The sequence below is a fragment of the Amycolatopsis kentuckyensis genome, from assembly GCF_041679295.1.
Taxonomy (GTDB): domain Bacteria; phylum Actinomycetota; class Actinomycetes; order Mycobacteriales; family Pseudonocardiaceae; genus Amycolatopsis; species Amycolatopsis kentuckyensis_A.
The window spans coordinates 42120-62748 of sequence record NZ_JBGDMD010000017.1; the positions used below are offsets into that span (position 1 = coordinate 42120).

Sequence of the window (20629 nt, forward strand, 5' to 3'; positions counted from 1 at the left end):
GTCGTACGCTTGCTCACCGTGTTGGTACTGGCGATCGATACCTCGACCCCGGCGGTGACCGCGGGCGTCGTCGCGGTGGACGACAGCGGGGTCGAGACGCGTGGAGACCGCGTCACGGTCGACCCCCGCGCCCACGGCGAACTGATCATGCCGCACGCGCTGGCGGCCGCGGAAGAAGCCGGCGTGACCGTCAAGGACCTGGACGCGATCGTCGTCGGCGTCGGCCCCGGGCCGTTCACCGGCCTGCGTGCCGGGATGGCCACCGCCGCCGCCCTCGGGCACGCGCTCGGCCTGCCGGTGTACCCGGTCTGCAGCCTCGACGCGCTCGCCGCCGACGTCTCCCCGGGCGACAGCGCTTTCCTCGTCCTCACCGACGCGCGCCGCCGCGAGGTCTACTGGGCGGCCTACGACGCCGCCGGGACCCGCACCGACGGCCCGCACGTCCAGCGCCCGGCCGACCTCGAGACCGACGTCAAGGTCGCGGCGGGCGACGGCGCCCTGCTGTACGCCGACGCGCTCGACGTCCGGCCGATCGAGCCGCGCTTCCCGTCACCCGCCGGGCTGGTGAAGGCCGCTCGCGCCGCGTTGCTCGCGAAGGAGACGCCGGCGCCGCTGACGCCGCTGTACCTGCGCCGTCCCGACGCCGCCGAGCCCGCGGCGCCGAAACGGGTGACCGCGCCGTGAGACTCGAGCCGCTGCGCCGACGGGACATCGCCCGGTGCGTCGAGATCGAGAAGATCCTGTTCCCCGGCGACGACCCGTGGAGCTCGCGCGCGTTCCACTCCGAGCTGGACGCGGGCAACTTCTACCTGGCCGCGCGCCCGGACGAGGGCGACGAGCTGCTCGGCTACGCCGGCCTGGCCGTCTTCGGGCGGCGCCGCGGCGAGTACGAGGCGACCGTGCACACCATCGGCGTCGCGCCCGAGTACCAGGGCCAGGGCATCGGCAAGGCGCTGCTGCGGGCGCTGCTGGAGCGGGCCGACGAGTTCGAGGCGCCGGTGTTCCTGGAGGTCCGCACGGACAACGAGACGGCTCTCGCGCTGTACGAGAGCCACGGCTTCGAACGGCTCGGCATCCGGAAGCGCTACTACCAGCCTTCCGGCGCCGACGCGTACACGATGGTCCGCCCCGCGCGGACGCGAGACGGGGTGGCGGGCTGATGGCACGCATCATCATGGGCATCGAGAGCTCGTGCGACGAGACCGGCGTCGGCCTGGTCCGCCTGCACGACGACGGCGCGGTGGAGTTGCTTGCCGACGAGGTCGCTTCCAGTGTCGAGCAGCACGCGCGGTTCGGCGGTGTGGTTCCGGAAGTTGCTAGCCGGGCGCACCTGGAAGCGATGGTGCCGACGACTGAGCGGGCTTTTGCTACCGCCGGCCTTTCTCTGTCCGATGTGGACGCCATCGCGGTGACGGCCGGGCCGGGGCTGGCGGGGGCGCTGCTCGTTGGCGTTTCGGCTGCGAAGGCCTACGCGACTGCGTTGGATGTGCCGCTTTACGGCGTCAATCATCTCGCTGGACACATCGCGGTGGACACGTTGCAGCACGGGCCGTTGCCTACGCCGTGTCTCGCGCTGCTGGTTTCCGGTGGGCACACGCAGCTGCTGCGGGTCGATGACATCGCTTCGGAGATCATCGAGTTGGGGTCCACTGTGGATGATGCTGCCGGTGAGGCGTACGACAAGGTTGCGCGCGTGCTCGGCCTGCCCTATCCGGGTGGGCCGCCGATCGACAAGGCGGCCAAGAACGGCGATCCGGCGGCGATTGCCTTTCCGCGCGGTATGACTGGTCCGAGGGATGCCAAGAACGACTTTTCCTTCTCCGGGTTGAAGACTGCGGTTGCTCGGTGGGTCGAAGGTGCTTCTCGTCGGGGCGAGGAGATCCCGGTGGATGATGTTGCCGCGTCGTTCCAGGAGGCTGTTGCGGACGTGCTGACTATGAAGGCGGTTCGTGCGGCGAAGGAGCAGGGGATCGGCACCATCGTGATTTCCGGTGGCGTGGCGGCGAACTCGCGGTTGTCGTCGCTGGCGGCTGAGCGCTGTGCTGCGGCGGGGATCGAACTGCGGGTTCCGCGGCCGCGGCTGTGTACGGACAACGGTGCGATGATCGCGGCTTTGGGGGCGCATGTTGTTGCTGCCAAGCGGCCGACTGCGCCGTTGGACTTCAGTGCTAATCCGGCCTTGCCGGTGAGCGTGGTGTCGCTGTAGAAGCTGGTTCGCTCAGGTGTGGTGATCCGCCACCCCGCTCGCCCATTGTGACTACGGCCGGCGGCACCGCGTCAAGGCGGGAAAGATGCCTTGACCCGGCGCCGCCGGCCGTGTTCTGGCTTCGGATCGGGGTTGCGGGGGGTCTGGGTTCCGAGTTTTCTGGGTGCTCGTGTCCTGTCCCGTTAGGACGCCGCGGCGTGTTTTTGGGCTGGGGCGCCCACGCCCAGCAGCTCCTCTATTGCCGCGACCGCTAACGCTGCCGCGTTTCCTTCGCCGTACGGGTTTCCGACCTGTGCCGGCCGCAGCTCGCCGTTCAGCAAGCGGGCCGCCGTGTCGGCGATGCGGGATGTCTCCGTGCCCACCAGCCATGCGCAGCCCGCTTCCACTACTTCGGTCCGCTCGGTTACGTCTCGCAGGACCAGCACCGGTGTCCCGAACGTTGGGGCCTCCTCCTGGATTCCGCCCGAGTCCGTCAGCACCAGCGATGCCAGCCGCAACGCGCGGACCAGGTCCGGGTACTCCAGCGGGTCCGTCACCGTCACCCGTGGCAGGCCGGCCAACGCCGCCTCCACCTGGGTGCGGACCTGGGGGTTCGGGTGCGCTGGGAACAGCACCTGGACGTCCGGGTGCTCGGCCACGATCAGCTGGACCGCCGCCAGCGTCCGCTCCAGTGGCTCGCCCCACGACTCTCGCCGGTGGGACGTCACGAGCACCAGTCGCTCGTCCGCCTCCGCTATCTCCATCTCCAGCAACGCCAGCGCCGTGTCGCGGGCCGGGAGGTCGCGCGCCGCTATCTCCAGTACCGCGTCTACCACCGTGTTGCCTGTGACCGCTATTCGTTGCCGCGCAACGCCTTCCGCGCGCAGCTCGGCCGCCGCGGCGAGGGTCGGGGCCAGGTGCAGCGCCGCCAGGCGGGACACCATCTGGCGCGCGCCCTCCTCCGGGAACGGTGCCGTGAGGTCGTGTGTGCGCAGTCCGGCTTCCAGGTGTACCACCGGGATGCCCAGCCAGAATGCGGCCAGCGCGCCCGCGAGGGTCGTCGTGGTGTCGCCCTGGACGACGAGTGCGGCCGGTGCGTGCCGGCGCAGGACCTCGTCGAGCGCGGGCAGCAGGCCCGCGACCAGCTCCGCCTGGCCGCCGGTCACGCGCGGTGGCACGGCCAGCCACTCGTCCACGCTCAGGCCGAACGGCGTCAGCGCCTGCTCGACCATGCCCGCGTGCTGCCCGCTGTGGACCAGGATCGGCCGCAACGCGGGGTGCGCCTCCAACGCCAGCGCCAGCGGCGCGAGCTTCAGCGCTTCCGGCCGCGTCCCGGCCAGCAACATGACATCCACCCCGCGGTGCCCCTTCTCCACATAGTCCAGTGTCCAGCAAAACTCCCACCACGGGGCCGCCGGCGTGCGAGGGGCACACGCCGACGGCCCTCTTCCGCTACTCCCGCGCCTGGGAGAGACGGCGGTTGCGGCGGTGGACGGCGATCAACGCGACGGTCCCGAGCAGGACCAGGAGCACGCCGACGGCCAGCCACCACCCGACGTCGGCGCCGGTGGCGGCGAGGGTGCCCACCCCGCCACCGGCCACGCCGACGCCCGCGCCCGGCATCTTGTACATGCGGGCCTCGCTCAGGCCCGCGCGGAGCGGCGGCGGTAGATGCGCGTGCCGACCGGCACCGCGACGGCGCCGAGCAGCCCGAGCCCGATCCACAGGCCCGCCCCGGACGCCAGCGGCATCGGCGGCGCGGCCGGCCCGCAGGTCGCCGACGACACGATCACGTCACCCGAGCCCAGCGCGTTGAGGCCTTCGCCGAGCAGCTTCACGTGGACGGCGTTGACCGTGAGGCTGCCGTCCTGGTTCTTCACCTGCTCGTTCAGGATGATCGTCGCGACGTTGAGTGCGCCGAGCCCGACCTTGATCTGCGTGTTCGCGGCCGGCGTGGCGTCGACCTTGCCGACGCTGCCGAGGTTCGCGCCGACCAGCTTCGTGCTGCCCTCGACGCCCTTCTGCGTCGCGGTGCAGACGGCTTCGACGACCTTGATGCCGACGTCGCCGAGGGCCGCCTTCAGCAGCGGCAGCCCGACGTCGGCGGTGCTCGCCTTCGCGGTCACCGCACCGGAGTTGTCGTCGCGCTTGGCTTCGGTGGCGATCACGCCGGCGGTCAGGATGCCCGGCACGGTGGCGCTCGCCAGCGTGCTCGTCGTCGGGCCGGCGGTGTTCGCGGCCGCGAGCGGCCCGGCGTGCACCGCAGGCTGGCCGAGCAGCGTCACGTCGACCTTCACGCCGTACGCGGATCCGTCGCCGGGCGCGGCCGAAGCGGGCGCCGCGCCGGCGAGCACGAAGCTCGCCACGACCGCGGCGAGCAGGCCGCCGCGGCGCGCGAGAGAGCTCTTCATCAACTGGTCCTCCGAATTCGCTGGGTTTCCCTGGAGTTCGCGTGACGGTGGCGCGGATCGAACCGGCTTGCCTCGACTCGGCACGCGAATCGACTATCGCGAAGTGCGGCTCGAATAGCACACGAAATTTCCCGAATCACCGGATCGGGTATTCCGTGACGCCGTTTGCGCTGGTCGCCGTGACATCACCCGTTCGGTCTAGCAAGTCAGCCGCGGAAACAGCCGAATGGGGACGCCAAACCACACCTCCGAGTGGAGCGGCTCGGCACTTGTGTTCTACGCTCGCCCCGGGGTCCGCAGCTTGAACGAAGAATCGACACCGAAAGGACCGTCGTGGCCGTAGCGAGCGCTCCGAACACTGGCATGGCAAGGTTTCCGCTGGTCATCGCGCTGGGTGCGCTGGCGGCCGCCGGGGTCGTGGTGGTGCTGGCCGAGCGGTTCTACCGCGAACTGGAAGTGCGCCTGGCCGGCGCGATCCTCGACGTCATCACTACATCGGGTGTTTATGTTGCTCCCGATCGGGAGTCCGTTTACTTTGGGTTGAGCAGCGCTGCTCCATTCGGGTTGAGAATGACTCCGGAATGCTCTTCGGCGTTCCTTTTGCTCCCGCTGCTCGTTGTGACCATGGTCATGTTGTATTTCCGGCCGTCGAATGCGAAACGCCTGTTCTTTTCCCTCGGTATTTCCGCGCTCGTCGTCGTGCTGGTGAACCAGCTGCGCATTCTGACGATCGTCGGGCTGGTGCACTGGTTCGGCACCGACGAGGGCTACTACTGGGGCCACACGCTGCTCGGCTCGATGGTCAGCGTGTTCGGCGGCGCCGTCTCGATCGTCCTGTTCGTCTGGCTCGCCACCCGGAAGAAGAAGGCATGAGCGTCAAGGTCCTGCTGGCGATCACGCAGGCGTTCGCGCTCACGATGAGCGTGGCGTTCCTGGTGTACGTCGTCGTCATCGTGGTGCCCTACCTGCGCCGCAAGCCCGCCCCGGTCGGCGACCCGGCGGACTTCACGTGGCACTTCTTCGTGCCGTGCCGCGACGAGCAGACGGTCATCCGCGAGACGATCCGCTACCTGCGCACGACGTTCCGCAAGGCGCACGTGTGGGTCGTCGACGACGACTCGGAGGACCGCACCGCCCGCGTCGTCCGGATGCTGTGGCGGCGCCACGGCGGCTACGACCCGTACCTGCACCTGGTGCCGCGCGTGCGGCCCGAAGCCCGGACGGGCAAGGGCGACGCGCTCAACGCCGCCTACCGGGCGCTCAACGACTGGATGGGCCCGGACGCCGCGCGGGACGACGTCGTCGTGGTGGTCGTCGACGCCGACGGCCGCCCGGCCCCGAACTGCCTGGAGGTCTGCGCGGCGGACCACCTCTTCGGCGACCCGGAGATCGGCGCGGTCCAGCTCGACGTGTGGATGAGCAACGTCGAAACGCCGCCGCCGTCGCGCAACCCGGTCGGCCGCTGGTTCGGCCTGAAGCTCGCCCAGCTGCAGGACCTCGAGTTCCGGACGGCGATCGCGGCGATCCAGACCTCCCGCGGCTTCACCGGCACGATCTCGATGGGCGGCAACGGCCAGTTCACCCGGCTCACCGCGCTCGACTCCATCGCGGGCGGCACCGAAGAGCCGTGGCGCGGGTCGCTGCTGGAGGACTTCGAGCTGGGCGTCCACCTGCTGACGGCCGGCTGGCGCACCGGGTTCACCCCGGATTCCCACGTGGCGCAGGAGGGTCTGTACAGCCTGCGCCGGTTCCTGGTGCAGCGCACGCGGTGGGGTCAGGGCACCATGCAGTGCGCGCGCTACCTGCGGCGGATCTGGGATTCGCCGCACGTCAGCACGCTCGGCGCGGCGGAGATGATGTACTACCTCGCCCAGCCGTGGCTGCAGCTGCTCGGCTCGCTGCTGTACCCGATCCCGTTCGTCCTGCTGGTGGTGAGCACCGCGGGCGACCCGGCGCAGATGTGGACGTGGTTCACCGGCGGCGCCTGGATCCTGTTCGCCATCTACGGCTCGTTCGGGCTGCTGCCGTTCCTCGTCTGGGGCCCGATCTACCAGCTGAAGTGCCTGCGCAGCAAGAACGTCCTGCGCGGCATCGGGCTGGGGTTCGCGTACGCGGCGTACATCTACACGTTCTACGTGACGTCGTGGCGCGCGCTGTTCCGGCTGGTCCGCGGCCGCAACGGCTGGGCGAAGACACGCCGCAACACCGAGCAGGCGGCGGGGGCGAAGGTCGCGCTCGACGCGTGAGCTCTTACCTCCGGGGTGAGTTTCTGGTTAGGTTCTCACCGTCTGGCACCTGAACCCTGGGGGTTTATGCCCATGTCCGTCCGTTCCCTCCCGAGATCGGCGGCGCTGGTCGCCGCCGTCGCGCTGCTGACCGGCCTGGCCACCGCACCGGCCCAGGCCGCCGGCCGCGACCAGCGGCAACGCGACTTCGCGGCCGCCGCCGCCGAGTTCGGCGTCCCCGAGAACGTCCTGCTCGGTGTCTCCTACCTGGAATCCCGCTGGGACTTCAACGCCGGCACGCCCAGCACGTCGGCCGGCTACGGCCCGATGCACCTCACCGACGTGCGCGAGGCCGGGGTCGCGACCAGCCACCACGACGAAGGCACCGAAGACCCGCGCGGCGACGACGCGCGGCCCGCGCTGCACCCGCAGGCCGGGCCCGCCGCGCCGCCGGCCGGGCTGCAGACGGTCGACGAAGCGGCGAAGCTCATCGGAACCGACGCCGCGACCCTGCGCACCGACGCCACCCAGAACATCCGCGGCGGCGCCGCCCTGCTCGCGAAGTACCACGCCGGCCAGACCGGCTGGTACGACGCCGTCGCGCGCTACAGCGGGTCCACCGGCGACGCCGCGCAGACGTTCGCCGACGAGGTCTACGAGACCATCAAGAGCGGCATCTCCCGGACCACGGACGACGGCCAGCAGGTCACCCTCGCCGCTTCGCCGGACGTGCAGCTGCCGGCGCACAGCGGGAACCCGGCGAACGTCGAGTGCCCGCGGACCGTCGCCTGCGAGTCCGTCCCGGCGCCGTACCAGGAGCTGCCGAACGACGACTACGGCAACCACGACCTCGCCGACCGGCCGAGCAGCCAGAAGATCGACCACATCGTCATCCACGACACCGAGGGCTACTGGGACAGCGTCCTCAAGCTCGCCCAGGACCCGACGTACGTGAGCTGGCACTACACGATCCGCTCCAACGACGGCCTGATCGCGCAGCACGTGCCGACCAAGGACGTCGCCTGGCACGCCGGCAACTGGTACGTCAACGCGAAGTCCATCGGCATCGAGCACGAGGGCTTCGCCGCGAAGGGGACTTGGTACACCGAGGCGATGTACCGGTCGAGCGCGAAGCTCGTCGGCTACCTCGCGCGCAAGTACGGCATCCCGCTCGACCGCGCGCACATCATCGGCCACGACAACGTGCCGGGCACGATCCCGTCGACGATCAAGGGCATGCACTGGGACCCGGGCCCGTACTGGGACTGGTCGCACTACTTCGACCTGCTGGGCGCGCCGCTCGGCGGGTTCGGCCTGCCGGGCTCGTCGCTGGTCACGATCGACCCGGACTTCGCGAAGAACCAGCCCGCGTTCACCGGCTGCGACAGCCCCGGAACCCCGTGCGCGCCAAGGGGTTCGGAGGCCGTGGTGCTGCACTCGGAGCCCAGTGAGTCCGCGCCGCTGCTGAAGGACGCCGGCCTGCACACCGACGGTTCGCCGTCCACAATGGACGTGTCGGACGTGGGCAGCCGCGCGGCGACCGGGCAGCAGTACGCGGTCGCCGGCGTCAGCGGCGACTGGACGGCGATCTGGTACCTCGGCCAGAAGGGCTGGTTCCACAACCCGCGCGGGGCGCACGTGGCCAAGCCCGCGATCGGCTGGGTGGTGACGCCGAAGCCGGGCCTGGCGACGGTACCGGTGTTCGGGCGCGCGTACCCGGAGCCGGAGGCCTACCCGGCGAACGTCCCGGTGCAGGCGATCACGCCGCTGCCGTACACGCTGTCGGCGGGCCAGAAGTACTCGTCGGCCGGCACGGTGGGGTCGGAGTACTACTACGCGGTGACGTTCGACCCGGCCGACCACGTGGTGGTCAAGGGCAAGCTGAAGTACGTCCAGATCCAGTTCGGGCACCGGATCGCGTTCGTCAAGGCGGACGACGTCCGGATCCTCCCGGCGTTCTGACCGTGGTCGCGCCGGCGGGGTTCAGCTCCCCGCCGGCGCCGGCCGGACGGCGCGGATGATCGCCGAGTGCAGCTGGTCGCCGACTTCGTGGGTGAGCCGGACTTCGATGCTTGCCAGCCCGGCGTCGCGGAGCAGCGCCCGGTAGCGCTCGGCGGTGAGGGCGTCGCCGAGGCATTCGGCGGTGGCGGCCGCGCGTTCGGCGTCGGTGAGCGTGCCGGCGGCGACGATGTCGGTGATCCCGAGGCGCCCGCCGGGCCGCAGGACGCGGGCGATCTCGGCGAACACGGCCGGCTTGTCGGGGGAGAGCGTGATCACGCAGTTGGAGATGACGACGTCGACCGAGGCGTCCGGCAGCGGGATCCGTTCGATGGTGCCGTGGACGAACTCGGCGTTGGCGACGCCGGCTCGGGCGGCGTGGCGGCGCGCGAGGGTGAGCATCTCCTCGGTCACGTCGAGGCCGATGGCGCGGCCGGCCGGGCCGACCCGGCGCGCGGAGAGCAGGACGTCGAGCCCGCCGCCGGAGCCGAGGTCGAGCACGGTCTCCCCGGGCCGCAGGTCGGCGACGGCCACCGGATTGCCGCAGCCGAGGCTGGTCGCGGCCACCTCGGCGGGGGCGTCTTCGCCGGCGTAGTGGACGGCACCGAGCGGGTCCGTGTCGGCGATCAGGCCGGTGCTTTCCCCGGCCAGGGCCCGGCGAGCGGCGTCGGCGTAGCGGTCGAGGCTCACGGGCACACCTGCGCGAACGTGACGGCGGCGCGTCCCATGACGACGTCGGCGGCGGTCGGGAAGCAGGACACGCAGCGCTGGTTGACCCGGTAGAGCCGGGCGGTGCCACGCGGTTCGGCGAGCACGAACCGGGCTTCGGTGAGGATCTTCAGGTGGGCGGACACGGTGGACTGCCCGACGTCGACGCGATCGACGATCTCCCCGACGGTCATCGGGGTGCCGGCGGCGGCCAGCAGGTTGAGGAGCTGCACCCGGGTCGGGTCGGCCAGGGCCCGGAACCAGCCGGCGTAGGTCTCAGCAGTGGCACGATCCAGCACGGCGGCCCCTTTCATCGTCCATCGACGATAAACGATGAAGGGTCAGGCGGCAACCAGCTCGGCGAGCAGGGCGCGGACCCGGCGGTCGATCTCGTCGCGGATCGGGCGGATCCGCTCGACGGGCAGGCCGGCGGGGTCGTCGAGCTGCCAGTCGAGGTAGCGCTTGCCGGGGAAGACCGGGCACGCGTCGCCGCAGCCCATGGTGATCACGACGTCGGCGGCCTCGACCGCGTCGGTGGTCAGGCGCTTGGGGAACTCGCGGGAGACGTCGATCCCGAGTTCGGCCATGACCGCCACCACGGCCGGGTTGACCTCGCTCGCCGGAGCCGACCCGGCGGAGCGCACGGCGACCCGCCCGGCGGCGTGGTGGTCCAGCAGCGCGGCGGCCATCTGCGAGCGGCCGGCGTTGTGGACGCAGACGAACAGGACTTCGGGGGTGTTCACGGGGTGACCTCCACCGGGGAGCGGCGGCGCAGCGCCAGGGACACGTACACGAGCGCGACGAGCACCGGCACTTCGATCAGCGGCCCGACGACGCCGGCCAGCGCCTGCCCGCTGGTCGCGCCGAACGTGGCGATGGCGACGGCGATGGCGAGTTCGAAGTTGTTGCCCGCGGCGGTGAACGCCAGCGTCGTCGTGCGCTCGTAGGACAGGCCGACGGCCTTGCCGAACGCGTACGACCCGGCCCACATCAGTCCGAAGTAGACCAGCAGCGGCACCGCGATCCGGACGACGTCCAGCGGCCGCGCGGTGATCTGGTCTCCTTGCAGGGCGAAGAGCACCACGATGGTGAACAGCAAGCCGTAGAGCGCGGCCGGGCCGATCTTCGGCAGGAACCGCGACTCGTACCAGGCGCGGCCCTTGGCGCGTTCGCCGAAACGGCGGGTCAGGTAGCCGGCCACCAGCGGGATGCCGAGGAAGATCAGCACGCTCTTCGCGATCTGCCAGCCGGAGACGGCGAGGCCGGCCTGCGGGAGACCGAGCCACCCGGGCAGGACCGTGAGGTAGAACCAGCCCAGGAGCCCGAACGCGAGGACCTGGAACACCGAGTTCAGCGCGACGAGCACGGCGGCGGCTTCCCGGTCGCCGCAGGCGAGGTCGTTCCAGATGATCACCATCGCGATGCAGCGGGCGAGGCCGACGATGATCAGCCCGGTCCGGTACTCGGGCAGGTCGGGCAGCAGCAGCCAGGCCAGCGCGAACATCAGGGCCGGGCCGATCAGCCAGTTCAGCACCAGCGACGGCCACAGCAGCCGCCGGTCGCGGGTGACCGTGCCGAGCCGGTCGTAGCGGACCTTCGCCAGCACCGGGTACATCATGACCAGCAGCCCGAGTGCGATGGGCAGCGAAATCCCGTCGACCTGGACCGCGGACAGCACCGGCTTCAAGCCGGGGCCGGCCAGGAGCCCCGTGATCATCGCGGCCGCGATCCACACGGGCAGGAACCGGTCCAAAGTGGACAGCCGGCCGACGATCGTGCCGGTCACGCCGGCACGATCGCGTCGCCGGGGACGAGTACGGCCGAGAGCCGGGCCAGCACCTCGGGGTGCACGCGGTAGTACACCCACGTGCCACGCCGTTCGCCGGTGATCAGCCCGGATTCGCGCAGGACCTTCAGGTGGTGGGAGATCGTCGGCCCGGTCAGGTCGAAGGCGTCGGTCAGGTCGCACACGCACGCCTCGCCGCCGGCGTGGGAGGCGATCAGCGACAGCAGCCGCAGCCGGACGGGGTCCGCCATGGCCTTGAACAGCTTCGACAGCTCCGCGGCCTGGTCCTCGCTCAGCGGCTCACGGGCGAGCGGTGAGCAGCAGGCGTCCATCGCGACTAGGGGCAGCTGTTTCGGCATGCGTCTATCTTGACAGGCTTCTAAGTAGAGGGCAATCTAAGTTTCTGTTTCGATGGATATCTATTCAAGGAGGACGCGATGGCACGGGTACAGCTCGCACTGCGGGTGGGGGACCTCGAAGGCTCGATCGACTTCTACTCGAAGCTGTTCGGCACCGAGCCGGCCAAGCGCCGGGCGGGGTACGCCAACTTCGCCGTCGCCGAGCCCGCGCTCAAGCTCGTGCTGCTGGAGGGCGAGCCCGGCCAGGCGACGGTGCTGGACCACCTCGGCGTCGAGGTCGAGACGACAGATCAGGTCAGCGAGGCGAGCAAGCGCCTCACGGGCGAGGGCCTGGAGACGCTGACCGAGGACGACACGACGTGTTGCTACGCGGTGCAGGACAAGGTGTGGGTGCACGGTCCCGGCCAGGAGCCGTGGGAGGTCTACACGGTCAAGGCCGATTCCCCGACGTACGGCACCGGCAGCGCGGCCCTCGCGGCCGCCTGCTGCACGTCCGAGGACAACACCGCCCAGCCGGAGGGTTGCTGCTCCTGAGCGTCCGTCACTGATCGAGCGTCAGTTGCCGGCGGTGGAAGCCGAAGTGCTGCGTGGGGAACCGGTACACGTCGGCCAAGGTCATGTGGTCGCGGAAGAACGGGTCCCACCGCGTCGGGTAGTGCATGCCGCGGGCGAGGGCGTCGTCGGTCTCGCGGTCGAGACGGCGGTGCAGCGCCGCGATCGTCCGGTCGAACAGCGCCCGCATCCACCGCCTCGGCAGCACCGTGCCGCCGAGCCAGGAGCCGGCGAAGTTGACCGCGTCGAACGGCACCGTCACGGCGTTCAGCACCCGGGCGAACCCGCGGCTCGCGCCGTCGGGCAGGCGGCCGAACAGCCGCACCAGGCCCGACAGGGCGCGGATGATCAGGTAGCCGAGCAGCATGTGGAACAGCAGCTGGCGGTTGGTCCACCGCGTACCCGCGCTGGGTCGCCGCAAGTCCGCCGGGCTCGCGCTGTCCAGCAGCTCGTGGAAGGTCCTGCGCGCTTGCTCCAGTTCCGCGTGAACGGCCGCTTTGTCCACCCTCGCAGTGTCCGCCGCACCCGCCGGGACGGCCAACCGGGCATTCCGGCAAAACCGTCCCGGCGAGCCGCGGTCTTCTCTAAGGTGCCCCCATGCCGGTCTGGGTGACGATCATCACGGCGGTCCTGGGGTCGACGCTGCTGTCCGCTGTGGTCAGTTCGCTCGTCACCTACCGCCTCAAGCGCCGCGAAGAAGCGAGGCTCAGCGCCTCGGCCGAGCTCGAACGGGACCTCCGGACGGCGGAGCTGTTCGTCAAGCTCATGGACCTCGCCAACGCCCGCGGACCGGCCCTCCTGGTCGAACCGATCGCGAAGGCCGTCTCCGAGCACGCCGTGTTCACCGACGCCCTGAACGCCGCCGAGCCCGGCGGGGCGGACCTGGAGCTGGTGAAGGCGCTGGCCAAAGTGGCGGTGGTCAACGGGCCGGTCGGGGGCGCGGCCCAGGCCGCGGCGGCCGAACTGGTCGCTTCGCTGGCGGATCGGCACGAGCACCTGCGCCCCGCGGCGATCCTGGGTCTCACCGAGGTCGGGAAACTCGTCCCCGAGCTGGACCTGCGGCACTGGCTGGACCGGTGGGAGGGGCCGGCAAGCCGCCGGTCGGAGCCCTTCCGGGTGCATTCCCCGCGCCCGTGACCACCCTCCTTGCACGACTGGCACTCACGTGGCTAGAGTGCTAATCGCACGGCCCGACAGCCCCGGCACCCGCGACGGCGGGGGTGGTAGAGCCGTAACCACATCCTGCCAACGCTTTCGACGACCGTGGAGGTCAACCCGGTGAGCGTGAACATCAAGCCGCTCGAGGACAAGATCGTTGTCCAGACGAGCGAGGCCGAGGAGACGACCGCTTCCGGCCTCGTCATCCCCGACACCGCCAAGGAGAAGCCCCAGGAGGGCAAGGTTCTGGCCGTGGGCCCGGGCCGGATCGACGACAAGGGCAACCGCGTCCCGCTGGACGTGAGCGTCGGCGACGTCGTCATCTACTCGAAGTACGGCGGCACCGAGGTCAAGTACAACGGTGAGGACTACCTCATCCTGTCCGCCCGCGACGTGCTGGCCGTCATCAACTGACGTCCGCTCGCAGCGCAATGACGCCCCGGGCCCCGCAGCAAGCCGGGGAGCGGGGCGTTCTTGCGTTCAGAGAAAGGTAAGCGGAACACGCTATGCCCAAGCAGATCAGTTTCGACGAGGACGCTCGTCGCGCGCTGGAGCGCGGGGTGAACAAGCTCGCCGACGCCGTCAAGGTCACCCTCGGCCCGCGCGGTCGCCACGTCGTGCTCGACAAGAAGTTCGGCGGCCCGACCATCACCCTCGACGGCGTGACCGTCGCCCGTGAGATCGAGCTCGACGACCCGTTCGAGAACCTCGGCGCGCAGCTCGCCAAGAGCGTCGCCACCAAGACCAACGACGTCGCCGGGGACGGCACCACCACCGCGACCGTGCTCGCGCAGTCGCTGGTGAAGGTCGGCCTGCGCAACGTCGCGGCCGGCGCCAACCCGACCTCGATCGGCCGCGGCATCGAGGCCGCCGCGGAGAAGGTCATCGAGGTCCTCAAGGCCAAGGCCACCCCGGTCAAGGGCCGCGAGAACATCGCCCAGGTCGGCACCGTGACCTCCCGCGACGCCAACATCGGCGCCCTGCTCGGCGAAGCCGTCGAGAAGGTCGGCGAGGACGGCGTCATCACCATCGAGGAGTCGTCGACCCTGGCGACCGAGCTGGTGATCACCGAGGGCGTCCAGTTCGACAAGGGCTTCCTCTCGGCGCACTTCGCGACCAACCCGGAGGAGCAGAAGGCGATCCTCGAGGACGCCCTCATCCTGCTCGTCCGCGAGAAGGTTTCGTCGCTGGCCGAGCTGCTGCCGGTGCTCGAGAAGGTCGTCGAGGCCAAGAAGCCGCTGCTGATCATCGCCGAGGACGTCGACGGCGAAGCGCTGTCCACCCTCGTGGTGAACTCGCTGCGCAAGACGATCACCGCCGTCGCGGTCAAGGCGCCGTTCTTCGGCGACCGCCGCAAGGCGTTCCTGGACGACCTCGCGGTCGTCACCGGCGGCGAGGTCATCTCCGCGGAGATCGGCCGCAAGCTGTCCGACGTCGACCTCGGCGCGCTGGGCAAGGCCCGCCGGATCGTCGTCACCAAGGACGACACCACGATCGTCGACGGCGCCGGCACCAAGGACGCCATCGCCGGGCGGGTCGCGCAGATCCGCAAGGAGATCGAGACGACCGACTCCGACTGGGACCGCGAGAAGCTGCAGGAGCGGCTCGCGAAGCTCGGCGGCGGCGTCGCGGTCATCAAGGTCGGCGCGGCCACCGAGACCGAGCTGAACGAGCGCAAGCACCGCATCGAGGACGCCGTGGCTTCGACCAAGGCGGCCGTCGAGGAGGGCATCCTGCCCGGCGGCGGTTCGGCGCTGGTCCACGCGGTCAAGGAGCTCGACGGCGGCCTCGGCCTCGAGGGCGACGAAGCGACCGGTGTCCGCATCGTGCGCGACGCGCTGTCCGCCCCGCTGTTCTGGATCGCGACCAACGCGGGCCACGAGGGCGCGGTCATCGTCAACAAGGTGCAGGAGCAGAGCTGGGGCCACGGCTTCAACGCCGCCACCGGCGAGCTCACCGACCTGCTGGCCGCCGGCATCGTCGACCCGGTCAAGGTGACCCGGTCCGCGGTGGCGAACGCCGCTTCGATCGCGCGTCTCGTGCTGACGACGGAGTCGTCGGTCGTCGAGAAGCCGGCCGAGGAAGAGCCCGCCGCGGCGGGCCACGGCCACTCGCACTGACGTGGTTCGCGAAACGGGGCAGCACTCGTGCTGCCCCGTTTTTCGTGCCCGGAACAGCACGGAGGGCGGCACCCCACCCGGTGCCGCCCTCCGATGTCTGTGGGGCGCTCAGCCGCCGGACATGCTGAGCGCGCGTTTGTCGGACTTGATGAGGTGCTCGCGTTCCGATTCCGAGAGCCCGCCCCAGATGCCGTAGGGCTCGTGCACCGCCAGCGCGTGGCTGCGGCACATCTCCAGGACGGGGCAGCTCAGGCAGACCGCCTTCGCCCTGGCCTCCCGCCGTGCCCGCGCCGGGCCGCGCTCGCCGTCCGGGTGAAAGAAGGACGCGCTGTCCATCCCCCGGCACGACCCTTCGAGCTGCCAGTCCCACATGTCGGCGTTGGGTCCTGGGAGCCTGCGCGTGTCTGCCATCCTGACCGCCTCCGTCAATCGGTCGATGCCGCTAGCTGCTCTGCTGTGGTGCCGATACTCCATTCGGTGCAACGGCCGTAACGTTAGAAGCGCGCCAATAGTTGTTCAAGCGATCCGGCCCGATTCAGCCGTTAGGCATCCCCCGGATGTGTGAGCAGGGATTTCGCCTCCGGTTGCCGACCCCGCGGTCTGCCTGGATATTGAGGCTCGTGGGAGCTGGGTCGGGCACCGAAGAACCCACCCTGCCGGTGGCCTCGGTCGCCCGCCGGCTCGGGGTCGCGCCGTCCACCCTCCGAACCTGGGACCGCCGCTACGGGCTCGGCCCGAGCAGGCACACCGACGGCCGCCACCGCCGCTACGGCACCTCCGACATCGGCCGGCTCGAACTGATGCAGCGCGCGTTGCTGAGCGGCGCGTCGACGGCCGAGGCGGCGCGCTACGCGCTGGAGCAGATGCCGCGCACCGGCCCGCCGCAGCCATCGGAGCCGTCGGAGCCCACCGACTCCTCGGCGGCCGACGACGCCCTGGAGGTCCGCTCCCGCCTGGCTCGCCGGTTGAGCACGGCGGCGCTGGCGATGGACGTCGGCGCGGTCCAGCGCATGCTCGCGGACACGATCGCCGAGCTGGGCGTCCTCCCGGCGTGGACGGGCGTGATCGAGCCGGTCCTGTCGGCCCTGGGGGCGCGCTGGCGCGGCGCGAGCGCGGGGGCGGAGGTCGAGTACCTGCTGGCGGAGTGCGTGTTCGCGGCGCTGGTCCGGGCGACGCCGGTGCTCGACGAGCCGCGCAACACCCGCCCGGTCCTGCTGGGCTGCGTCCCGGAGGAACGCGACACGATGCCGATGTACGCGCTGGCGGCGTCGCTGGCCGGCCGCCGGATCGGGGCCCAGCTGTTCGGGGTCCCGCTGCCGGCGGAGGTGCTGGCGGTGGCGGTCCGCCGGAGCGCACCGGCGGCGGTGGTGCTGTGGGCGCACCGGCGGGGCGTGGCGGACACGCGGTTGTTCGCGCGGGTGTCGCGGGGCCGGCAGCGGAGCCGGTTGTTCGCGTGCGGGCCGGGGTGGGACCCGACGGGGCTGCCGGACAAGGTGGAGCTGCTGACGGACCTGCCGGGCGCGGCGGACCGCATCGAGCACGTCCTGGTCGGCGCGCCCCGGTGATCCGTCACTTCGATCATGTTTCTGTCGGTGGGAACCGCTAGAAAGGACGGGTGCACGAACCCGCCCTGAGGGCCGCCGCGTTCGGGAGTGATCCGCTGCCCGATCCCGCCGTCACGCGCGGCCGCGGCACCCCGCGGGAACGGCTGCTCTCCGCCATCGTGCTCGGCGCCCAGGGCCGGTACGCGGCCGCTGCCACCCTCTTGGACGGCCTCCGGCGCGAGAAAGACCCCGTCCTCGCCTCCCTCGCCGCCAGCACCCTCGGCGCCCACCGGCGGCAGCTCGGCGGCCACCGCCACGCCCGGGCCCTCGACGGCGAGGCCCTCGCCAAGGCCGCCGCCCTGGACACCGGGCACGACCCCGATGGCCTCGACGCCGCCGGTGCGCGGGCCGACGCCCTGCTCGGCCTGGCCGCCGACAACCTCGCCCTGGGCCGCCAGCGAGCCGCACGGAGGCTGGCCGCCCGGGCCGCCGAGCAGCACGCCGGGTGGCGGGCCTGCGTCCGCGGGGGCTGGGTCGGTGCCGAGATCGAGCTCGCCGCTGGTCAGGGCGCCGCCGCCGTGGCACCCGCCGAGCGGGCTTTCGAAACCGCCGTCGCGCGGGGTGCGCGGCGGCACGCCGTGAAATCCGGGATTGTGCTGGCCGTCGCACTGGGGGCCGCCGGTCGTCCCGATCACCGGAAGATTTCGGACGGTCTTGTCGGAAACGCAATGGCGACCGCCGAGGAATGCGAACTGCTTTCACTTTTGTGGCCGGCGGCGCTCGTCATGGCCGATCTGCGCCCAGGACACGCCGAGGAGTATCGATTCAGAGTGGCAGAGGTGTTGCACGCAGTGTTACGAAGCGCAGATCCTTGCGGGAGGAGGATCGCGGGGGAATCGCCATGGGTGCCCGCCCCGGGTGGTTGAGCCGTCGGAATGGGCTGTTCCGGCATCCGGGCTAAGAAACTTCAAAAAAAGCCACCGGATCGTGTCAAGGTTCGGGCTAAAGCGTCCGATAGGGGAAGTGGAATGTCACCCGGCTGCAGGAAGGAAACCCCGTGACGACGGTCTTGATCTGCGACGACCGACGCAGTGTCCGTGAAGGGCTCACCCGAGTGATGTCCGCGGTCCCTGGGGTCAGTCGCATCGACTGCGTAGCGCACGGTGACGAGCTGCTGGCCCGGTACTCCCGTCAGCCCGTCGACGTCGTGCTGGTCGGGACGCAACGCGCGGTCCCGACAGGTGTCGAAGCCACCCGGCGGCTCGTCTCGGCCAACCCCCAGGCGAACGTCATCGTCTTCGGCGCCCCGGACGACGCGGGCAGCATCGCCGCCGCGATCGCCGGCGGTGCCCGCGGCTACCTCCGCTGGGACGCGTCCCGGCCGGAGCTGGTCGCCGCGCTGGCCCACACCCTGGCGAGCACCTCGGTGCCCGCGCCCCGTCAGCCGTCCGACCCGGGCGTCCAGCTGACCGAGCGCGAGCTTCAGGTGCTCCGCGGGATGAGCCAGGGCAAGAGCAACGGCCAGATCGGCCGCGAGCTCTACCTGTCCGAGGACACGGTGAAGACCCACGCCCGGCGGCTGTTCCGGAAGCTCGGCGTGCGCGACCGCGCGCAGGCCGTGGCCCACGGCTTCCGCCGCGGCCTGGTCAGCTGACCCGTCGCTCTCCCCGTTCCTGACACGGCCGGTTTACAGGTGACGACGGGCCAGGGCGCACCGCCCTGGCCCGTACCTGTGTGGTCCCCATCACACTCCGGCGCCCACTCGGGCAGCCCCCGGGGCGGATCGCCGCCCCGGTCACCGTCCCTCCGACGGATCTCGTACCCGTGACGCCGCTCGCTCGTTGAATCGGCGAAGAAGACCGCGGGTCTGCACGACGAACCGTATTTCCGCGCCTCACGGGGCCGCGGCACGCCCGGGAGCACCGCGCGCGCCGCTCCGCCGGGGGCCGCAGGTACGGTAGCGGTCTCCGGTGCGCGGTGGAGGCGACCACGGGCCGGGTTCTTTGCTCACCTACACGTAACACTGGGACTGTTGTCTGCGATGGCCAATGTGGGGGATGGACTGGATGAGCCGGTCGCCGCTGCTGTCGAGGGAGATCCCCAGGCAGTGGAGCGGCTGCTGGCTGCTATCCGTCCACTGGTAGTGCGGTATTGCCGCGCTCGGGTTGGCAGGCAGGAGCGATCGTTCGCTTCGGCGGACGATGTTGCGCAGGAGGTGTGTCTCGCGGTGCTAACGGCATTGCCCTCGTACCGCGACCAAGGCCGCCCTTTCCTGGCGTTCGTCTACGGGATCGCCCAGCACAAGGTGGCCGACGCGCACCGCGCGGCGGCGCGCAACCGAGCCGAGCCGGTGGCCGAGATCCCCGATGAGGTCGAAGGCGGGGTAGGCCCCGAGCAGCGGGCGCTGCAAGGTGAGCTGAACGAGCGGATGTCCCAGTTGTTGCAGGTGCTGCCGGACAAGCAGCGGGAGATCGTGGTGTTGCGCGTGGTCGTCGGCCTGTCGGCGGAGGAGACCGCGGACGCGGTCGGCTCCACGCCCGGCGCCGTCCGCGTCGCCCAGCACCGCGCCCTCGCGCGGCTGAGAAAGGTCCTGGCCGCGGAGGAGGTGATCTGAGTGACCGGTCACGAGAAGGGTTACGAGCCCGACGACGTGTTCGGTAGTGGCTTGTCCTCGTCGGAGGCGGAGTTCGCCGCCGACCTGTCGGCCGTCCAGGCGGACGACGCGCTGCTCGACGCCCTCGGCGGGTCCGATCCGGCCCTGGCCGACGGCCTCGGCGACCAGGAGCTCAACGCGTTGCTGGTGGCGTGGCGAAGAGACATCGACAGCGAGCCGCTGGCCGAGCTGGTCGACGTCGACACCGCCGTGCGGACCGTCACCACCGCGAGTCTCGCGAAACAGCACGCCTCGAGCGGACGCCGCCGCAGGCTGCTCGTCCCGGTCGCCGTCGCCGCCGCCGTGCTGGCGATCGCGTTCACCGGCACCGGGCTGGCCGCGCGCTCCGCGCAACCGGGCGACACCCTCTGGGGCCTGGCGAAGGTCCTGTACTCCGATCACACCCGCTCGGTCGAGGCCGCCGCGAACGCGAAGCTCGACCTCGAGAAGGCCAACCTGGCCATCGCCGGCGGCAACCTCGACGCCGCCCGCGAAGCCCTCGACGCCGCGCAGGCCGCGCTGTCGCAGGTCAGCGACGAGGACAACCGCGACCAGCTGCTGGAGCAGCACCGGCAGCTCGCCGCCCAGCTCCAGAACCCGGACGCGCCGGTCCAGGGCCCGACCCAGACCACCCCGACGCAGGTGCCGCCCGGCGCCACGTCGGTGCAGGTGCCGCCGGCCGGCTCGGCGACGTCGATCCCGGGCAGCGGCAGCGGCACCACCAGCCTGCCGGGCACCGTGACGCCGACCCCGACGCCCCCGCCGCCGACCACCACCCCGCCGCCGCCGACCACCGAGGTCCCGCCGACCACGACGGCCGCGAGCGGCAACGACCCGGGCACGAACACCGGGCGCAGCGAGGCGTCAGCCGGCAGCCAGAGCGTCGGCGAAGGCCAGTAGGACCACAGCGAAAAGGCCCTGGTGAGGAAA

The 20629-nt window shown here is 71.1% G+C and carries 25 protein-coding genes; 15 read left to right on the plus strand and 10 right to left on the minus strand.

Annotation, left to right across the window (positions count from 1 at the left end; genetic code table 11):
- Positions 1 to 18 precede the first annotated feature (18 nt).
- Genes tsaB through tsaD form a run of 3 tightly spaced genes read left to right on the plus strand, consistent with a single transcriptional unit; the run spans position 19 to position 2206 of the window.
- On the plus strand, positions 19 to 684 hold the full coding sequence (gene tsaB / locus ACERZO_RS46090) for a tRNA (adenosine(37)-N6)-threonylcarbamoyltransferase complex dimerization subunit type 1 TsaB (RefSeq protein ID WP_372672325.1): 666 nt from the start codon (positions 19 to 21) through the stop codon (positions 682 to 684).
- Positions 681 to 1160: a ribosomal protein S18-alanine N-acetyltransferase gene (gene rimI / locus ACERZO_RS46095; RefSeq protein ID WP_372672326.1), complete on the plus strand. Its 480-nt coding sequence runs from the start codon at positions 681 to 683 to the stop codon at positions 1158 to 1160. The genes tsaB and rimI overlap by 4 nt, the downstream gene beginning before the upstream one ends.
- Complete coding sequence (gene tsaD / locus ACERZO_RS46100) at positions 1160 to 2206, plus strand: tRNA (adenosine(37)-N6)-threonylcarbamoyltransferase complex transferase subunit TsaD (RefSeq protein ID WP_372672327.1); 1047 nt, start codon at positions 1160 to 1162, stop codon at positions 2204 to 2206. Before rimI ends, tsaD begins: the two co-directional genes overlap by 1 nt.
- 182 nt (positions 2207 to 2388) lie before the next feature.
- On the opposite strand, the gene wecB is transcribed toward tsaD, so the two are convergent.
- The 3 genes from wecB to ACERZO_RS46115 form a co-directional block, all read right to left on the minus strand.
- On the minus strand, positions 2389 to 3540 hold the full coding sequence (gene wecB, locus ACERZO_RS46105) for a non-hydrolyzing UDP-N-acetylglucosamine 2-epimerase (protein ID WP_372672421.1): 1152 nt from the start codon (positions 3538 to 3540) through the stop codon (positions 2389 to 2391).
- Positions 3541 to 3637: 97 nt separating this feature from the next.
- Positions 3638 to 3817: an LPXTG cell wall anchor domain-containing protein gene (locus ACERZO_RS46110; protein ID WP_086672860.1), complete on the minus strand. Its 180-nt coding sequence runs from the start codon at positions 3815 to 3817 to the stop codon at positions 3638 to 3640.
- An 11-nt stretch (positions 3818 to 3828) separates the two neighbouring features.
- Entirely contained in the window at positions 3829 to 4596 is a 768-nt protein-coding gene (locus ACERZO_RS46115; RefSeq protein ID WP_372672328.1) for a choice-of-anchor P family protein, read from the minus strand.
- A gap of 363 nt (positions 4597 to 4959) precedes the next feature.
- Here ACERZO_RS46115 and xrtP point away from each other — a divergent pair, with 363 nt between their 5' ends.
- The 3 genes from xrtP to ACERZO_RS46130 all read left to right on the plus strand — a co-directional run bounded on the left by xrtP (position 4960) and on the right by ACERZO_RS46130 (position 8783).
- On the plus strand, positions 4960 to 5469 hold the full coding sequence (xrtP, locus tag ACERZO_RS46120; protein WP_372672422.1) for an exosortase P: 510 nt from the start codon (positions 4960 to 4962) through the stop codon (positions 5467 to 5469).
- Positions 5466 to 6842, plus strand: coding sequence for a glycosyltransferase family 2 protein (locus ACERZO_RS46125; protein WP_372672329.1), 1377 nt, complete (start codon positions 5466 to 5468; stop codon positions 6840 to 6842). The genes xrtP and ACERZO_RS46125 overlap by 4 nt, the downstream gene beginning before the upstream one ends.
- Before the next feature lie 66 nt (positions 6843 to 6908).
- Positions 6909 to 8783: an N-acetylmuramoyl-L-alanine amidase gene (locus ACERZO_RS46130; protein ID WP_372672330.1), complete on the plus strand. Its 1875-nt coding sequence runs from the start codon at positions 6909 to 6911 to the stop codon at positions 8781 to 8783.
- 21 nt (positions 8784 to 8804) lie between these two features.
- Here the strand turns inward: ACERZO_RS46130 and ACERZO_RS46135 are convergent, their stop codons facing one another.
- The 5 genes from ACERZO_RS46135 to ACERZO_RS46155 are packed head-to-tail and all read right to left on the minus strand — an operon-like array spanning position 8805 to position 11672.
- Positions 8805 to 9509: a methyltransferase domain-containing protein gene (locus ACERZO_RS46135; protein ID WP_372672331.1), complete on the minus strand. Its 705-nt coding sequence runs from the start codon at positions 9507 to 9509 to the stop codon at positions 8805 to 8807.
- Complete coding sequence (locus ACERZO_RS46140; protein ID WP_372672332.1) at positions 9506 to 9826, minus strand: ArsR/SmtB family transcription factor; 321 nt, start codon at positions 9824 to 9826, stop codon at positions 9506 to 9508. The genes ACERZO_RS46135 and ACERZO_RS46140 overlap by 4 nt, the downstream gene beginning before the upstream one ends.
- Before the next feature lie 42 nt (positions 9827 to 9868).
- The gene (locus ACERZO_RS46145) at positions 9869 to 10270 is read right to left on the minus strand and encodes an arsenate reductase ArsC (RefSeq protein ID WP_372672333.1); all 402 of its coding nucleotides are present in this window, start codon (positions 10268 to 10270) and stop codon (positions 9869 to 9871) included.
- Positions 10267 to 11313, minus strand: a complete 1047-nt coding sequence (gene arsB, locus ACERZO_RS46150; protein WP_372672334.1) for an ACR3 family arsenite efflux transporter — start codon at positions 11311 to 11313, stop codon at positions 10267 to 10269. Before arsB ends, ACERZO_RS46145 begins: the two co-directional genes overlap by 4 nt.
- A complete protein-coding gene (locus tag ACERZO_RS46155; RefSeq protein WP_372672335.1) occupies positions 11310 to 11672 on the minus strand; it encodes a metalloregulator ArsR/SmtB family transcription factor in 363 nt (120 codons plus the stop codon). Before ACERZO_RS46155 ends, arsB begins: the two co-directional genes overlap by 4 nt.
- A gap of 78 nt (positions 11673 to 11750) precedes the next feature.
- Here ACERZO_RS46155 and ACERZO_RS46160 point away from each other — a divergent pair, with 78 nt between their 5' ends.
- Positions 11751 to 12206, plus strand: a complete 456-nt coding sequence (locus ACERZO_RS46160; RefSeq protein WP_372672336.1) for an ArsI/CadI family heavy metal resistance metalloenzyme — start codon at positions 11751 to 11753, stop codon at positions 12204 to 12206.
- Between the two features lie 7 nt (positions 12207 to 12213).
- Here the strand turns inward: ACERZO_RS46160 and ACERZO_RS46165 are convergent, their stop codons facing one another.
- Positions 12214 to 12729, minus strand: coding sequence for a DinB family protein (locus tag ACERZO_RS46165; protein WP_372672337.1), 516 nt, complete (start codon positions 12727 to 12729; stop codon positions 12214 to 12216).
- Positions 12730 to 12821: 92 nt separating this feature from the next.
- Here ACERZO_RS46165 and ACERZO_RS46170 point away from each other — a divergent pair, with 92 nt between their 5' ends.
- The 3 genes from ACERZO_RS46170 to groL all read left to right on the plus strand — a co-directional run bounded on the left by ACERZO_RS46170 (position 12822) and on the right by groL (position 15502).
- Positions 12822 to 13361, plus strand: a complete 540-nt coding sequence (locus tag ACERZO_RS46170; protein ID WP_372672338.1) for a hypothetical protein — start codon at positions 12822 to 12824, stop codon at positions 13359 to 13361.
- 141 nt (positions 13362 to 13502) lie between these two features.
- Positions 13503 to 13796, plus strand: a complete 294-nt coding sequence (gene groES, locus ACERZO_RS46175) for a co-chaperone GroES (RefSeq protein WP_007031106.1) — start codon at positions 13503 to 13505, stop codon at positions 13794 to 13796.
- 92 nt (positions 13797 to 13888) lie between these two features.
- Positions 13889 to 15502, plus strand: coding sequence for a chaperonin GroEL (groL, locus tag ACERZO_RS46180; RefSeq protein ID WP_372672339.1), 1614 nt, complete (start codon positions 13889 to 13891; stop codon positions 15500 to 15502).
- A gap of 108 nt (positions 15503 to 15610) precedes the next feature.
- Here groL and ACERZO_RS46185 read toward each other — a convergent pair whose 3' ends face one another.
- A complete protein-coding gene (locus tag ACERZO_RS46185) occupies positions 15611 to 15913 on the minus strand; it encodes a WhiB family transcriptional regulator (protein WP_043792619.1) in 303 nt (100 codons plus the stop codon).
- A 248-nt stretch (positions 15914 to 16161) separates the two neighbouring features.
- Between ACERZO_RS46185 and ACERZO_RS46190 the strand changes: the two genes are divergently transcribed.
- The 5 genes from ACERZO_RS46190 to ACERZO_RS46210 all read left to right on the plus strand — a co-directional run bounded on the left by ACERZO_RS46190 (position 16162) and on the right by ACERZO_RS46210 (position 20599).
- Positions 16162 to 17067, plus strand: a complete 906-nt coding sequence (locus tag ACERZO_RS46190) for a MerR family transcriptional regulator (protein ID WP_372672423.1) — start codon at positions 16162 to 16164, stop codon at positions 17065 to 17067.
- 50 nt (positions 17068 to 17117) lie between these two features.
- Positions 17118 to 17972: a hypothetical protein gene (locus ACERZO_RS46195; RefSeq protein ID WP_372672340.1), complete on the plus strand. Its 855-nt coding sequence runs from the start codon at positions 17118 to 17120 to the stop codon at positions 17970 to 17972.
- A gap of 131 nt (positions 17973 to 18103) precedes the next feature.
- Complete coding sequence (locus ACERZO_RS46200) at positions 18104 to 18700, plus strand: response regulator transcription factor (protein WP_003073605.1); 597 nt, start codon at positions 18104 to 18106, stop codon at positions 18698 to 18700.
- A gap of 387 nt (positions 18701 to 19087) precedes the next feature.
- Positions 19088 to 19660: a sigma-70 family RNA polymerase sigma factor gene (locus ACERZO_RS46205; protein WP_026468912.1), complete on the plus strand. Its 573-nt coding sequence runs from the start codon at positions 19088 to 19090 to the stop codon at positions 19658 to 19660.
- Positions 19661 to 20599: an anti-sigma-D factor RsdA gene (locus ACERZO_RS46210; RefSeq protein ID WP_372672341.1), complete on the plus strand. Its 939-nt coding sequence runs from the start codon at positions 19661 to 19663 to the stop codon at positions 20597 to 20599.
- The last annotated feature ends 30 nt before the right edge of the window (positions 20600 to 20629 follow it).